This window comes from Micromonospora sp. II, from assembly GCF_001709195.1.
In the GTDB taxonomy this organism is placed as follows: domain Bacteria; phylum Actinomycetota; class Actinomycetes; order Mycobacteriales; family Micromonosporaceae; genus Micromonospora; species Micromonospora chalcea.
Genome location: NZ_LYXF01000067.1, coordinates 1 through 13,167, shown reverse-complemented (window position 1 = coordinate 13,167; position 13,167 = coordinate 1). Strand labels below are relative to the sequence as shown.

Genomic DNA, 13,167 nt, shown 5'->3' with positions numbered 1-13,167 from the left:
TGACCGGGTACCCGGTGTGCCGGTTCTACCAGGTGGGACGGGAGTGATCATGAGGCTGTCGCATGCGCCGCTGCGGGTCGCCATCGGCGCGTACATCTTGAACTCCGGGCTGGGCAAGCGGGGCCTGGAGGGTGAGGCCGCCGCGGGCATGCACGGCATGGCGGCCGGCGCGATGCCGCAGCTGCGGCAGATCCCGCCGGACCGGTTCGCCGTGCTGCTGTCCCGGGGCGAGACGGTGCTCGGCGCGGCGCTGCTCGCCCCGTTCGTGCCGTCGTTGCTGGCCGGGGCCGCGCTCACCGCGTTCGGCGCTGGGCTGGTGCAGCTCTACCTGAAGACGCCCGGCATGCGGGAGGGCAGCAGCCTGCGGCCGAGCCAGGAGGGTATCGGGCTGGCCAAGGACGTGTGGCTGGTCGGCGCCGGGCTGACGCTGATGCTCGACTCGCTGGTGCGGCACCGGCGCTGAGCCGCCCGCGCCGAAGCCGCTCCGGGCCGGCCGCGTACTCAGACGGGGGCCGCGGCCGTCGCGGCGGCCCGGTCGGCGGCGATCCGGCGGGCGGCGTTGCGGTAGCGCAGCACCTGCGCCGCGCCGAGCGCCCAGAGCAGGAACTGCACGGCGAACGCCCAGCGGAACGCGGACAGCGGCGGCGCGTCGTGCCCGGCCGGGGTGGCCAGGTCGAGCACCAGGCCGACGGCCAGGATCAGCACGATCGAGGCGGCGAAACCGCCGACGTTGACGATGCCGGTGGCGCTGCCGATGCGGTGCACCGGGTTGAACGAGCGGGCGTAGTCGAACCCGATCATCGAGCCGGGACCGTTGACCGCGAGCACCACCACGAGCGCCACCAGCAGCGGGTGCGGCGCCCGGCCCGGCCACGCCAGCACCACCGCCCACATGCCGGCGGTGCCGGCGGTGATGGCGAAGACCAACACCGAGCGGTGGAACGGGAAGCGGGCGCACAGATGCGCGAGCACCGGCCCGCACACGAGCGTCACCATCGTCATCAGGGTGAGCAGCCCGGCCGCCGCCGTGGGCGAGAAGCCCTGGCCCTGCACCAGGAACGGGTACCCCCACAGCAGCGCGAACACCGAGCCGGAGAACTGCGTGACGAAGTGCGTCCACAGGCCCAGCCGGGTGCCCGGCTCGGCCCACGCCTCGGCGAGCTGGCGGCGCACGGTCGCCAGGTCGGGCGCGAGCGCGGTGGCGTGCTCGGCGTGCGGGGTGTCGCGTACCGCGACGAGGATCATCAGCACCACCGTCGCGCCGAGCGCCGCGGCGGTCAGGAACGCCGGGGTCCAGCCCGCGCGGTGCAGCAGCAGCACCAGGGGTACGGCGCCGAGCACCGCGCCGAGCTGGCCGACGGTGCCGGTGAGCTGCACCAGCAGCGGGTTGCGGCGGCCGGGGAACCAGAACGCGACGATGCGCAGCACGCTGATGAAGGTCATGGCGTCACCGAGGCCGACGAGCACCCGCGCGGCGACGGCGGCCGGCACGTCGGTGGCGACCGCGAAGACGATCTGCCCGGCCACCATCAGCGCGCCGCCGGCCAGCAGCAGCCGGCGCGAGCCGTAGCGGTCGAGCAGCACCCCGACCGGGACCTGCATGGCGGCGTAGACGGCGAGCTGGGCGACGGAGAACGTGGCGAGCGCGGAGGCGTTGATGTGGAACCGATCCGCCGCGTCGACCCCGGTGACGCCGAGTGAGCTGCGGTGGAACACGGCGGTCAGGTACGCGGTCAGCGCCACCGCGTACACCAGGGCCGCGGGCCGGCGGGACACGCTCACCGCAGCGTCCCGAGCATCCGCGCGGCGGTGTCGATGTGCCCGGCGACCGCGTCGCGCCACGCCTGCGGGTCGTCGCCGTCGAGCGCGGCGAGCTGGCCGGCGTGCTCGGCCAGGGCGACCTCGGCCCAGCCGGGCGAGAGCCGGAAGCTCGCCTCGCCCATGCGCAGCTGCCGGTCGCGCAGGCGGTGGTACAGCTCGGCCAGGATCTCGTTGCCGGCGGCCTCGACCACGGCGGCGTGGAACGAGCGGTCGGCGCCCATCAGCGCGCTGATGTCACCGGCGGCGTGCGCGCGTCGCATCTCCTCCAGCCGGCGGGCCAGGTCGGCGCGCAACTCGGCGCGGCGCGGCCACACCCGCTCGGCGGCGTGCAGCTCGACCAGCCGGCGGGCCTCGATGACGTCGGCGATCTCCCGGGCCGACACCGGCCGGATCAGCGCGCCGCGCTTCGGGTAGAGCTTGACCAGGCCCTCGGTCTCCAGCCGCAGCAGCGCCTCCCGGACCGGGGTGCGGGACACGCCGGTCGCGTCGGCGATCTCGCCCTCGCTCACGAGCTGGCCGCCCGGGTAGACCTGTTCCAGGATGGCCTGCTTGAGGTGCCGGTACGCCCGCTCGGCGGCGGACGGCGCGGTCCGGCTGGGATGCGTCATGTATCTAAGCTTGCTCCGCGGCTCGTCCCGCCGCTCGATCGCGGGTCCGGGCAGTGGCGCAGGCCACCGCGGGTCAGGCCCACAACTCCCGCAGCAGCGCCTCCACCTCGGCGGTCCGCTCGATCTGCGGCATGTGCCCGGTGTCGCGGAACAGATGGCGGCGCGCGTGCGGCAGCCGGCTGCGGGCGTACGCCAGGTGCGTGGCGGGCAGGATCAGGTCACGGTCGCCCCAGACGAGCAGCGTGGGCAGGTCGAGCGCGGCCACCGCGTCGAGCAGTTCGGCGCGCCACCGCAGCTTCACCCCGCGCCAGGTGCCCAGGTCGCGGACCAGCTCCAGCATCACCCGGGCGGCGTGCGGCTGCCCGGCGACGGCGAGCGCGGTGGCGATCCGCTCCTCGGTGACGTACGCCGGGTCGAAGAAGATGGCCCGCTCGCTGCGGCGGGCGATCCCCGGATGCGGGCGCAGCAGCAGCGGCGCCAGCGGGCGGATCGCGAGCAGCCGCAGCGCCACCGTCACCTCCCGGCCGAAGCCGGCGCTGTTGAGCAGCGCCAGGCTGGCCGCCCGCTGCGGCGCGTCGACCGCGAGGCGCATCGCCACCGCCCCGCCGAGGGAGTTGCCGACCAGGTGCGCCGGGCCGGTCACCCCGGCCACGTCGAGGAACCGGGCGACCGCGCCTGCCAGGGCGGGCAGCGTGTGCGGCCCGTCCAGCGGCGCGGAGCCGCCGTGCCCGGGCAGGTCCACCACGAGCACCAGGTGGTCGCGGGCCAGCGCGGCGTGCAGGGCGGTGAAGTCGTCGAGGGTACGGCCGATGCCGTGCAGCAGCACCACGGGCGGCCCGTCGCCGCTGATCCGGCAGCGCACGCGCCGGCCGTCGACGGTGCGCTCGTCGGCCGGCGGGAGGGCCACCGTCACGCCGTGCGTCCGGGTTCCCGCGCGGCCTCCTCGCCGGGCGTCTCGGCCCGCGGCGCCGGCGCCCCGGCGACGGCCGCCGCCGGGCGGGACGGGCGCATGCCCAGGGCGAGCACCCGGCCGTACCCGGCGGGGGCCACCCGGGCCAGCAGGTCGGGCAGCTTCGCCGACCAGCCGATCAGCACCCGGCCGCGACGCCGCTTCGCGCCGCGCAGGATCACCTCGGCGGCCTTCGCCGGGTCGATGGTGAGCAGCTTCTCGAACTGCCTGAGCCCGGTCTCGTACTCGGCCACGTCCACGCCGCTGCCGACCCGGGCGCTGGCGGCGATCCGGGTGCGGATGCCGCCCGGGTGCACCGACGTGACGCCGACGCCGTCGTCGACGAGTTCGTGCCGCAGCGCCTCGGTGAAGCCACGGACGGCGAACTTGCTCGCCGCGTACGCGGCCTGCCCGGCGGGCGCGATGATGCCGAACAGGCTGGAGACGTTGACCAGGTGCGCGCCGGGTTCGGCCTTGAGCGCGGGCAGCAGCGCGTGGGTCAGGCGCACCACCGCCCGGAAGTTGATCTCGACGACCCAGAGGAACTCCTCCACTGTGACCTGGTCGAAACGCCCGCCCAGCGCCACCCCGGCGTTGTTGATCAGCAGCCGGATGCGGGGATGCGCGCGGTGGATCTCGGCGGCGACCCGTTCGGTGGCCTCGGCGTCGGCGAGGTCGACCACGTGCGTCTCGACCCGCAGGTCCGGGTGCGCCGCCGAGATCGCGGCGGCGACCGAGGTCAGGCCGTCGGCGTCGCGGTCGAGCAGGACCAGGTCGGCGCCGCGCCGGGCCAGGCCGTGGGCCAGCGCCGCGCCGATGCCGCTCGCCGCGCCGGTGAGCACCGCGGTGCCGCCGGGAAAGACGAGGTCACGCATCGGTTCCTCCCGAGGTGGCGGCGGCGGGCACACCGGCGCGGGCGAAGCGTACGCCGTCGGTGAGCGGGCCGTGCCGCATCAGGCGTACGTCGCGGGGGTAGTTCTGGTGCAGCCGCCACGGCGCGCGCGGCCCCTGCTTGGGCAGCTGGTCGACGGCGCGCAGCACGTAGCCGGACTGCAGGTCGATGATCGGCGCCAGGTCGTCGGTGTCCGGGGCGAGCGGTGTGACGATCTGCTGGCCGGTCTCGTCGAGGTGGCGCAGCAGCCGGCAGACGTAGGTGGCGACGAGGTCGGCCTTGAGCGTCCACGAGGCGTTCGTGTAGCCGATCGTCATGGCGAAGTTCGGCACGCCGGACAGCATCATGCCCTTGTAGGCCACCGTCGAGGCGAGGTCGACGTCGGCGCCGTCGACCGCCAGGGTCATGCCGCCGAGCGCGAGCAGGTTCAGGCCGGTGGCGGTGACCACGATGTCGGCGGGCAGCTCCTCGCCGGAGGCGAGCCGGAGCCCGTGCTCGGTGAACGTGTCGATGGTGTCGGTGACCACCGACGCGCGTCCCTCGCGCAGCACGGTGAACAGGTCGCCGTCCGGCACCACGCACAGGCGCTGGTCCCACGGGTCGTACCGGGGCGAGAAGTGCCGCTCGACGTCGTACCCGGCGGGCAGCCGGCCCTTCGCGGCCCGGCGCAGGAACCGCTTCACCACGCCGGGGGCACGCCGGCTGAGCTGGAAGTTGGCCACCCCGAGCGCGACGTTCTTCCACCGCGCCACCGTGTACGCGGCCTTCGGGGGCAGCCAGCGCCGCGCGGCGTCGGCGAACGGGTCGCGCGAGGGCAGCGCGATCACGTACGTGGGTGAGCGCTGGAGCATGGTGACGTGGGCGGCCCGCTCGGCCATCGCCGGCACGAGGGTGACGGCTGTGGCGCCGCTGCCGATCACCACGACCCGCTTGCCGGTGTAGTCCAGGTCGTCGGGCCAGTGCTGCGGGTGCACGAGCGTGCCGGCGTACCGCTCGACGCCGGGGAAACGCGGCGTGTAGCCGGAGTCGTAGCGGTAGTAGCCGGAGTTGGTGAACAGGAACCCGCAGGTGATGGTGACGTCCTCGCCGGTGTCGTCGCGGCGGGCGTGGACCGTCCAGCGGGCGGTGGCGCTGTCCCATTCCGCGCGCACGGCCCGGTGGTGGAAGCGGATGTGCCGCTCGACGTCGTACTCGCGGGCGGTCTGGCGCACGTACGCCCGGATGGAGTCGCCGTCGGCGATGGCCTTCGGGTCGGTCCACGGCTTGAACGAGTAGCCGAGGGTGTACATGTCGGAGTCGGAGCGGATGCCCGGGTAGCGGAACAGGTCCCAGGTGCCGCCGATGGCGCCCCGGGCCTCCAGCACCGCGTAGGTCTTGCCGGGGCAGTCGCGTCCGAGGTGGACGGCGGCGCCGATGCCGGACAGGCCGGCCCCGACGATGAGGACGTCGACGTGGTCTGCGGCCATCGGTTTCTCCCGTTCGCACCGGCGGTGGACCGGACACTATCCATCGCCGTCGAGCGCAGTCAACACCATGTCGAGCTTAATCGACAGGGTGTTGAGCGGGTGTAGCATCAGCCGACATGACCACCGCCCGTACGCCGGCCGGCGCCGCGCCCAGCCGCGGGCGGCGGGCCGGCCGCTCCGCCGGCGACGAGCGGGAGACCGCGATCCTGGCCACCGCCGAGCGGTTGCTGCGGCAGCGCGCGTTCGGGGACATCTCCATCGACGACCTGGCGCGCGGCGCGGGCATCTCCCGTCCCACGTTCTACTTCTACTTCCCGTCCAAGGACGCGGTGCTGCTCACGCTGCTGGACCGGGTCACCGAGGAGGCCGACGCGGCGGCCGGCGGCGTGTTCGACCGGCTCGCCGAGGACCCGCGCGCCCACTGGCGGGAGCTGATCGCCCGGTTCCACGCCACGTTCGGCGGGCACCGGGACGTGGTGCTGGCCTGCGCCCAGGTACGCGGCACCAACGCCGAGGTGCGGCGGCTCTGGGCCGAGGTGCTGGAACGCTGGGTCCGCGCGGTGCAGGCCGCGATCGAGGCGGAACGCGCACGTGGAGCGGCCCCGGACGGGCTGCCCGCCCGGGACCTCGCCATCGCGCTGAACTCGATGAACGAACGGGTCTGGTACGCCACGTTCGCCGGGGACGGCCCGGCGGTGGCCGAGCGGGACGTGGTCGACGTGCTGCTCGACGTCTGGCTGACCGCGATCTACCGGACCACCACCCCGCCGGTCATGCCGTCCGCCGGAACTCCATGATCCAGTTGGTCTCCCAGGTGCGCTCCCCGTCGGTGGAGAACGCCTGCTCCCAGCGGCAGGTGACCGGGGTGATCGCCGACCAGAGGAACCGGCAGCGCACCGGGCGGCCCTCGTCGGTGTCGTCGGCGTGGAACTCACCGACGCCGTCGGTGAACCGGCCCACCACCGGCGGCTGCTCCAGCACGCCCCGCGCGCTGTGCATCCAGTAGATCGACCACAGCCCGGTCGACGGGTTCAGGACGCGCACGCTGGAGCCGGAGAAGCCCCGGCTGGGGCAGCGCATCTCGTCGAAGCTGCCCGCGCCGTCGAAGAACGAGCGGGCCTCGCTGACGCCGGTGAACTCGTCCCAGTCGTCGCTGCCGACGTGCCGCTGCCGCAGGCGCCGGTTTGTCACGTCCCAGGTGCCGACGAGGAAGTCGAAGTCGCCCATCAGAACCCCACCGGCCCCGCGGGCCGGGTGTCGGCCAGGTAGCCGGCCAGGTCCGGCTCGTCCGGCGCGAGCACGTGCCGGATCCAGGCGGCGCGCTCGTGCTCCAGCACACCCAGCTCCCAGACGCAGCCCACGCCGGGGCGCTCCAGGTCGACGAAGCGCGCCGGGTCGTCGTCCGGGCAGTCGAGGGCGGGCTGTCCGGCGATCGCGATGCGGCACTCGACCACGTTGTCGAAGAACCAGGTGTACGCCAGCAGGTACGCGCCGCTGTCCGCGCCCCGGTGCAGCACCACCCAGCTCGCCGGCGGGGTGCCGCCGTCCGGGCCGGGCAGCAGCTTGGGAAGGTACGCGTACGCGGCGTCGACCACACGCGGTTCGAGGCGGCGGTCCGGCTGGTCGATGTGGTAGCGCTTGACGTGCCGGCCGGCGACTTCGATCGTCCCCGGCACCGTCAGCTCCTTGTGGTGGAAAGCCATGATCGGGACGGTAGGGGCGGTCCCCTGACAGCTAGTGTCAGCGGAATGCGGGCCAGTCGACTCCTGTCCATCCTGCTGCTCCTGCAGGCGCACGGCCGGCTCACCGCCGCCGACCTGGCCACCCGACTCGAGGTGTCGGTACGCACCATCTACCGGGACGTCGAGGCGCTGCACACCGCCGGTATCCCGCTGTACGGCGAGGCCGGGCACGACGGCGGCTACCGGCTCGTGGAGGGCTGGCGGACCCGGCTGACCGGGCTGACCGCCGAGGAGGCAGACCGGATGCTCTTCGCCGGGCTGCCCGGACCGGCCGCCGAACTGGGCTACCAGTCGGTCGTCACCGCCGTGCAGCTCAAGCTGCGGGCCGCGCTGCCCGCGCCGCTGGCCGACCGGGCCGCCCGGCTGGAACAGCGGTTCCACCTGGACACGCCGGGCTGGTACTCCGACGGCGACCCGTCGCCGTACCTGGCCGAGGCGGCCGAGGCGGTGTGGCGGGAGCACCGGATCCGGGTGCGCTACCGGGGCTGGCGCGGCGAGACGATCCGGGTGCTCGAACCGTACGGGCTGGTGCTCAAGGGCGGGCGCTGGTATCTCGTGGCCGCCCGCCCGGACCGCGCCGGACCGGCCACCTACCGGGTCAACCAGATCCTCGACCTGGCCCCGCTGGACGAGACGTTCGAGCGGCCCGAGTTCGACCTGCCGGCCTGGTGGCGCGCCCACGTGGTGGAGTTCCGGGCCGGGCTGCACCGCGACGAGGCGCACATCCGGCTGTCGCCGCGCGGGTTCGCCCGGCTGCGCGAGATCGGCAGCGACGTGGTGGTCGCCGCCGCCGAGGCGAGCGCCGGCCCGCCCGACGACGGCGGCTGGGTGCGCGCGGTCATCCCGATCGAGTCGCTCACCCACGCCCACGGCGACCTGCTGCGGCTCGGCGCCGACGTGGAGGTCCTGTCCCCGGAAGAGCTGCGCGCCCGCCTGGCCGCCACCGCCACCGCCCTGGCCGCCCTCTACCCCCCACCTCTCCCCCGGTGAGCGGGTTCAGGGGAGGGTGTGGAGGGCCTCGGCGACTGTGGACAGGGCTCGGTCGATCTCCGACGGCGGGGTCGCCGCGTACCCGAGGACCAGGCCCGGCGGCTGCGGACGCTGCCCGTGCCAGGACAGCGGGTGGACCTTGACGCCCCGGCGCAGCGCCGCCGCCGCGAGCGCCCGGTCGTCGACGTCGCCGGGCAGCGTGACCGTCAGGTGCAGTCCGGCGGCGGCGCCGTGCACCACCGCCCCCGGCAGGTACGCGCGGACCGCCCGGATCATCGCGTCCCGGCGGCGTACGTGCCGGTGGCGCAGCAGCCGCAGGTGCCGCTCCAGCGCTCCCGACTCCATCAGCTCGGCCAGCACGAGCTGCGGCAGCGCCGCGTTGCCCAGATCCGCCGTCCGCTTCGCGTCCACCACGTCGGCGCGCAGCGACGGCGGCACCAGCGTCCACCCGATCCGCAGGGCCGGGGCGAGCAGCTTGGAGATGCTGCCGGTGTAGCAGACCCGGTCGGGGGCCATGCCGCGCAGCGCCGGCACGGGCGGGCGGTCGTAGCGGTGCTCGGCGTCGTAGTCGTCCTCCAGCACCAGGCCGCCGTCGCGCGCCCACCGCAGCAGCCGGCGACGCCGCTCACCGTCGAGCACCACCCCGATCGGGAACTGGTGCGCCGGGGTGAGCAGCACGGCCGGCGCGCCGGACCGCTCCAGCTCGTCGACGCGCAGGCCCCGGTCGTCCACCGGCACCGGCGGCGTCGCCATCCCGGCGTATGTCAGGTGCTGCCGCACGCCGAGCGAGCCGGGGTCCTCCACCGCGACGGTGCGCGTACCCCGCTCGTGCAGCACCCGCGCGAGCAGGCCGAGCGCCTGGGACACCCCGGCCACTACCACCACCTCGGCCGGGTCGGCGCGGATGCCCCGGTTGCGGGCCAGCCAGTTCGCGACGGCCCGCCGCAGCGCGGGCGTGCCGGTCGGGTCGCCGTAGCCGAGCGCGGCGGGCGTGGCCCGGTGCAGCACGGCCCGCTCGGCCCGCAGCCAGGCCGCGCGGGGAAATGCCGCCAGATCGGGTACGCCGGGCGTCAGGTCCACCCGCGCGGGGGCGGCGCGCAGCGCCTCGAAGACGTCGAGGCCGGGCCGGCCGGTGAACACCTCCGGCGCTCTCCTCGGCTCGGGCGGCCGGGCGTGCAGGGAGGCTGGTGTGGCCACCACGACGGTGCCGGCCCGGCCGCGTCCTGCCACCTGCCCGTCCTCGCCCAGCCGCTGGTACGCCTCGGTCACCACGCCGCGTGAGACGCCCAGCTCGGCGGCGAGCACCCGGCTGGGTGGCAGGCGGGTGCCTACTGGCGCGCGGCCGTCGGCGATCGCCGAGCGCAGCCGGGCGGCCAGCCAGTCCGCGCGGCCGCCGGGCGGGGCCTCGCCCACATCGAGCTGGAGGAAGTCCGCGCCGACCGATTTGGACCTCTCGGAAACGACGGCTTTGGCCCTGTCCACCGGACCATTATGGCCAGAGGCTGGACGGGTGACCATCGCCTTCCTGCTGACGGCACTCGTCGTCGCCGTCACTCCGGGCACCGGGGTGACGCACACGCTCGCCACCGCCGTGACCGCCGGACGCCGCGCCGGGCTGGCCGCCGCGGCCGGTGCCACGCTCAGCCTCGTTCCGCACGTGATCGCCGCCGTGACCGGCCTGGCCGCGCTGCTTCGCGCCGGCACCCCGGCGTTCCGGGTGGTGACCTGGCTGGGCGTGGCGTACCTGCTCTGGATGGCCTGGTCGGCGTGGCGCGACCGGGGCGCGTTCACCGTCGACGCGGACCGGCCGCCGCGCCCGGCGTCGGCGGTGTTCCGCGACGGGGTGTTGCTGAATCTGCTGAACCCGAAGGTGACGGTGTTCTTCGTGGCGTTCCTGCCGCAGTTCGTACCCCCGGGCACGCCCGCCGCTCCCGTCCGCATGCTCGCCTGCGGCCTGGTGTTCATGCTGGTCACGCTGCTGGTGTTCGCCGGGTACGCGGTGCTCGCCGGCGCGTTGCGCCGCCGCGTGCTGGCCCGGCCCCGGCTGAGGGCGCTGCTGCGGCACGCCGTGGCCGGCAGCTTCCTCGCCCTGGGCCTCGGCCTCGCGTTCACCGCCTAGAAGGAGTTCATCAGTGCGTTTCCGGCACTCCCCCGAGATCTGGTCGTCCTTCCCCGAGCTGACCTGCGGCGTCCTGCACGCCACCGGGATCACGCCCGACGCCGACGTCACGCCGCGCCTCGCCGGTCACCTCGGCGTCGCCCGGGACCGGCTCGCCGCCGCACCGGAGGGCGGCTTCCCGGAGATCCAGGCGTGGCGGCGCGCGTTCACCCGGATGGGCTGCCCGCCGACGCGCTACCGCTGCGCGGCCGAGTCACTGCTGCGCCGGTTGCGCCGCGACGGCGACCTGCCCCGGCTGCACCCGCTGGTGGACCTCGGCAACGCGCTCTCCGTCGGGTACGCGGTCCCGGTCGCCGTGCTCGACCTGGCCGGGATCGACGGCGACCTGACCGTGCGCCCGGCCGACGGCACCGAGTCGTATCTCGGCCTCGGTGGGGAGTCCGAGCAGCCCGCGCCCGGCGAGGTGATCTTCGCCGACGAGGGCGGGCAGGCGCACGCCCGGCGCTGGTGCCACCGGCAGAGCGGCGCCTCGGCGGTACGTGCCGACACCGTCGAGGTCCTCGTGGTCATCGAGGCGATGCACGCCGGGGCGGCGCCGACCGTACGCCGGATGCTGGACGAGCTGGCGGCGGCGCTGGCCGAGCAGTGGCGCGTGCCGTCACGGACGGCGTTGCTCACCTCGCAGGCCCCGGAGTTCGCCGTGCCCGTCCGGACCGCCTGACGCCGGCTCGGACGGCTCGCCGTGCAGCTCGCGCAGGGCGTCGGCGAGCCGGTCGTCGGCGGTGCCCCACCACTGCCGGGCCAGCTCGACAGTGCGGCCGAGCGAGTCGTCGCCCGCCCGCTCGGCGTGCAGCTCGGCGCTCATCATGCGCAGGAAGCGAACGGTCACGGCATCGGACTCATCGGCTATCACGCCCGTACCCTAGCCACCGCCTCCGACGAAACCGGCGGCCGAGTCGGGGTCGTCCGCCCGGTTGAGGTCGCGGCGCGCGGGTAGTGCGCGGTCATGCCCCAGCGACACGGGGCACTACGACCGGGTCGCGATCGTCACCGGCGCGGACGCCGGCATCGGCGGCCGGGAACGACCGTGCCCGGCTCAGGGCAGTCAGGCTTGATCCCTGCGCCGGGCAGGGTCGTCCCCGGCTCCGTCGTGGGTCAGGTGCGTTCGTTGCTGCCGGGTTCGCCGGTCGGCACGCCGACCGGTCCGCTCTCCGGGTAGTGGCAGGCGGTGAGCTGCCCGCCGTCGTCCCGGGTGGTCAGCGCCGGTTCTTCGGTGGCGCAGTGGTCGGTGGCTTTCCAGCAGCGGGTACGGAAGCGGCAGCCCGATGGCGGGTTCAACGGGGTCGGGACATCGCCGGTGAGGCGGATCCGGCCGGCGGGCCCGAGCGTGGAGACGTCCGGAATCGCGGACAGCAGGGCCCTGGTGTAGGGGTGCTGCGGCCGGGTGTAGATGTCGTCGCGATCGCCGATCTCGACGATCTTGCCGAGATACATGACGGCGACGCGGTGGCAGAAGTGGCGGATGACGGCGAGGTCGTGGGCGATGAACACGAACGCCAGGTCCAGGTCGCGTTGCAGGTCGCGCAGCAGGTTGATGACCTGCGCCTGGATCGACACGTCCAGCGCCGAGACGGGTTCGTCGGCGACGATCAGCTTCGGTTTCAACGCCAGGGCGCGGGCGATGCCGATGCGCTGGCGCTGCCCGCCGGAGAACTCGTGCGGGTACCTGTTGTAGTGCTCCGGATTCAACCCCACGAGTTCCAGCAACTCCTGGACCCGTCTCTTCACGCCGCCGGGCGGGGTGATCCGGTTGACCTGCAACGGCATCGCCACGATCCGCCCGACCGTGTGGCGGGGGTTCAGCGAGGCGTACGGGTCCTGGAAGATGATCTGCAGGTCCTGCCGCAACGCGCGCAGCTCACGCCGCCCGCCGTGGGTGATGTCCCGCCCGGCGAACTCGATCGTCCCGGCGGTGGGTTCCAGCAGCCGCACGAGCATCCGCCCGGTCGTGGTCTTCCCACACCCCGACTCCCCCACCAGGCCGAGCGTCTCACCCGGCCGCACATCGAAGTCCAGCCCGTCCACCGCCCGCACCGCACCCGTGACGCGCAGGCCCTGCCGGACGGGGAAGTGCTTGGTCAGTCCCCGCACCGACAGCAGCGGCTCGGTCTCGGCGCTCATCGGGCCACCCCCACCCGCGCGACCTCGTCCCGGTAGATCCGCTCCCGGTCACCCGSCGGCAKATGGCAGGCGACCAGGTGACCCGGCACGCCGGCCTCCCGCAGYTCGGGCACCTCGGTGCGGGACCGGTCACCGTTCACGCCGGCCCACCGGCACCGCGGATGGAACGCACACCCAGACGGCAGATTGATCAAGCTGGGCGGGTTACCCGGGATCGGCACCAGGTCCGCGTCCGCGTCACCGTGCAACGACGGCACACTCGACAACAACCCCCACGTGTACGGATGCTGCGGCGCCCGCAACACCCGCTCCACACTCCCGTGCTCCACCGCCCGACCCGCGTACATCACCAACACGTCATCAGCCACCTGAGACACCACACCCAGGTCATGCGTGATC

16 protein-coding genes are annotated in these 13,167 nt (G+C 74.4%); 5 read left to right on the top strand and 11 right to left on the bottom strand.

Annotation, left to right across the window (positions count from 1 at the left end; all coding sequences use genetic code 11):
• Window positions 1-49 precede the first annotated feature (49 nt).
• A complete protein-coding gene (locus A8711_RS25895; protein WP_043330117.1) occupies window positions 50-463 on the top strand; it encodes a hypothetical protein in 414 nt (137 codons plus the stop codon).
• Window positions 464-501: 38 nt separating this feature from the next.
• Here the strand turns inward: A8711_RS25895 and A8711_RS25890 are convergent, their stop codons facing one another.
• From A8711_RS25890 to A8711_RS25870, 5 genes are all read right to left on the bottom strand, one after another.
• The gene (locus tag A8711_RS25890) at window positions 502-1,782 is read right to left on the bottom strand and encodes a nitrate/nitrite transporter (protein ID WP_043323926.1); all 1,281 of its coding nucleotides are present in this window, start codon (window positions 1,780-1,782) and stop codon (window positions 502-504) included.
• A complete protein-coding gene (locus tag A8711_RS25885) occupies window positions 1,779-2,429 on the bottom strand; it encodes a GntR family transcriptional regulator (RefSeq protein ID WP_069089613.1) in 651 nt (216 codons plus the stop codon). Before A8711_RS25885 ends, A8711_RS25890 begins: the two co-directional genes overlap by 4 nt.
• 73 nt (window positions 2,430-2,502) lie before the next feature.
• The gene (locus tag A8711_RS25880; protein ID WP_069089612.1) at window positions 2,503-3,342 is read right to left on the bottom strand and encodes an alpha/beta fold hydrolase; all 840 of its coding nucleotides are present in this window, start codon (window positions 3,340-3,342) and stop codon (window positions 2,503-2,505) included.
• A complete protein-coding gene (locus A8711_RS25875) occupies window positions 3,339-4,253 on the bottom strand; it encodes an SDR family oxidoreductase (RefSeq protein WP_069089611.1) in 915 nt (304 codons plus the stop codon). Before A8711_RS25875 ends, A8711_RS25880 begins: the two co-directional genes overlap by 4 nt.
• On the bottom strand, window positions 4,246-5,736 hold the full coding sequence (locus A8711_RS25870) for an NAD(P)/FAD-dependent oxidoreductase (RefSeq protein WP_069089610.1): 1,491 nt from the start codon (window positions 5,734-5,736) through the stop codon (window positions 4,246-4,248). Before A8711_RS25870 ends, A8711_RS25875 begins: the two co-directional genes overlap by 8 nt.
• 116 nt (window positions 5,737-5,852) lie before the next feature.
• Here A8711_RS25870 and A8711_RS25865 point away from each other — a divergent pair, with 116 nt between their 5' ends.
• On the top strand, window positions 5,853-6,533 hold the full coding sequence (locus tag A8711_RS25865) for a TetR/AcrR family transcriptional regulator (protein ID WP_069089609.1): 681 nt from the start codon (window positions 5,853-5,855) through the stop codon (window positions 6,531-6,533).
• On the opposite strand, the gene A8711_RS25860 is transcribed toward A8711_RS25865, so the two are convergent.
• Together A8711_RS25860 and A8711_RS25855 are read right to left on the bottom strand one after the other, a co-directional pair.
• Window positions 6,508-6,963 carry a hypothetical protein gene (locus A8711_RS25860; RefSeq protein WP_069089608.1) on the bottom strand — a complete coding sequence of 152 codons (456 nt, stop codon included), beginning with the start codon at window positions 6,961-6,963 and terminating at the stop codon, window positions 6,508-6,510. The two genes, A8711_RS25865 and A8711_RS25860, sit on opposite strands and share 26 nt — an antisense overlap.
• The gene (locus A8711_RS25855; protein ID WP_069089607.1) at window positions 6,963-7,439 is read right to left on the bottom strand and encodes a hypothetical protein; all 477 of its coding nucleotides are present in this window, start codon (window positions 7,437-7,439) and stop codon (window positions 6,963-6,965) included. Before A8711_RS25855 ends, A8711_RS25860 begins: the two co-directional genes overlap by 1 nt.
• Window positions 7,440-7,484: 45 nt before the next feature.
• Between A8711_RS25855 and A8711_RS25850 the strand changes: the two genes are divergently transcribed.
• The gene (locus A8711_RS25850; RefSeq protein ID WP_069089606.1) at window positions 7,485-8,468 is read left to right on the top strand and encodes a YafY family protein; all 984 of its coding nucleotides are present in this window, start codon (window positions 7,485-7,487) and stop codon (window positions 8,466-8,468) included.
• 6 nt (window positions 8,469-8,474) lie between these two features.
• On the opposite strand, the gene A8711_RS25845 is transcribed toward A8711_RS25850, so the two are convergent.
• A complete protein-coding gene (locus A8711_RS25845) occupies window positions 8,475-9,950 on the bottom strand; it encodes a PLP-dependent aminotransferase family protein (RefSeq protein WP_069089605.1) in 1,476 nt (491 codons plus the stop codon).
• A gap of 28 nt (window positions 9,951-9,978) precedes the next feature.
• Between A8711_RS25845 and A8711_RS25840 the strand changes: the two genes are divergently transcribed.
• Together A8711_RS25840 and A8711_RS25835 are read left to right on the top strand one after the other, a co-directional pair.
• On the top strand, window positions 9,979-10,587 hold the full coding sequence (locus tag A8711_RS25840) for a LysE family translocator (protein ID WP_069089604.1): 609 nt from the start codon (window positions 9,979-9,981) through the stop codon (window positions 10,585-10,587).
• A 13-nt stretch (window positions 10,588-10,600) separates the two neighbouring features.
• Window positions 10,601-11,308, top strand: coding sequence for a B3/4 domain-containing protein (locus tag A8711_RS25835; protein ID WP_069089603.1), 708 nt, complete (start codon window positions 10,601-10,603; stop codon window positions 11,306-11,308).
• Here the strand turns inward: A8711_RS25835 and A8711_RS31800 are convergent.
• From A8711_RS31800 to A8711_RS25820, 3 genes are all read right to left on the bottom strand, one after another.
• A complete protein-coding gene (locus A8711_RS31800; RefSeq protein WP_043323909.1) occupies window positions 11,246-11,476 on the bottom strand; it encodes a hypothetical protein in 231 nt (76 codons plus the stop codon). The two genes, A8711_RS25835 and A8711_RS31800, sit on opposite strands and share 63 nt — an antisense overlap.
• A 266-nt stretch (window positions 11,477-11,742) precedes the next feature.
• Entirely contained in the window at window positions 11,743-12,768 is a 1,026-nt protein-coding gene (locus A8711_RS25825; RefSeq protein ID WP_069089601.1) for an ABC transporter ATP-binding protein, read from the bottom strand.
• Window positions 12,765-13,167: oligopeptide/dipeptide ABC transporter ATP-binding protein (locus tag A8711_RS25820; protein ID WP_141707642.1), on the bottom strand; the 403-nt coding region annotated here is incomplete at its 5' end. The genes A8711_RS25820 and A8711_RS25825, both read right to left, overlap by 4 nt.

Excerpts from the sequence above, each read along its gene's own strand:
- A8711_RS25885 (WP_069089613.1), bottom strand. The coding sequence starts at position 2,429 with ATGACGCATCCCAGCCGGACCGCGCCGTCCGCCGCCGAGCGGGCGTAC.
- A8711_RS25825 (WP_069089601.1), bottom strand. The coding sequence starts at position 12,768 with ATGAGCGCCGAGACCGAGCCGCTGCTGTCGGTGCGGGGACTGACCAAG.
- A8711_RS25860 (WP_069089608.1), bottom strand. The coding sequence starts at position 6,963 with ATGGGCGACTTCGACTTCCTCGTCGGCACCTGGGACGTGACAAACCGG.
- A8711_RS25865 (WP_069089609.1), top strand. The coding sequence starts at position 5,853 with ATGACCACCGCCCGTACGCCGGCCGGCGCCGCGCCCAGCCGCGGGCGG.
- A8711_RS25855 (WP_069089607.1), bottom strand. The coding sequence starts at position 7,439 with ATGGCTTTCCACCACAAGGAGCTGACGGTGCCGGGGACGATCGAAGTC.
- A8711_RS25875 (WP_069089611.1), bottom strand. The coding sequence starts at position 4,253 with ATGCGTGACCTCGTCTTTCCCGGCGGCACCGCGGTGCTCACCGGCGCG.
- A8711_RS25870 (WP_069089610.1), bottom strand. The coding sequence starts at position 5,736 with ATGGCCGCAGACCACGTCGACGTCCTCATCGTCGGGGCCGGCCTGTCC.
- A8711_RS25895 (WP_043330117.1), top strand. The coding sequence starts at position 50 with ATGAGGCTGTCGCATGCGCCGCTGCGGGTCGCCATCGGCGCGTACATC.
- A8711_RS25850 (WP_069089606.1), top strand. The coding sequence starts at position 7,485 with ATGCGGGCCAGTCGACTCCTGTCCATCCTGCTGCTCCTGCAGGCGCAC.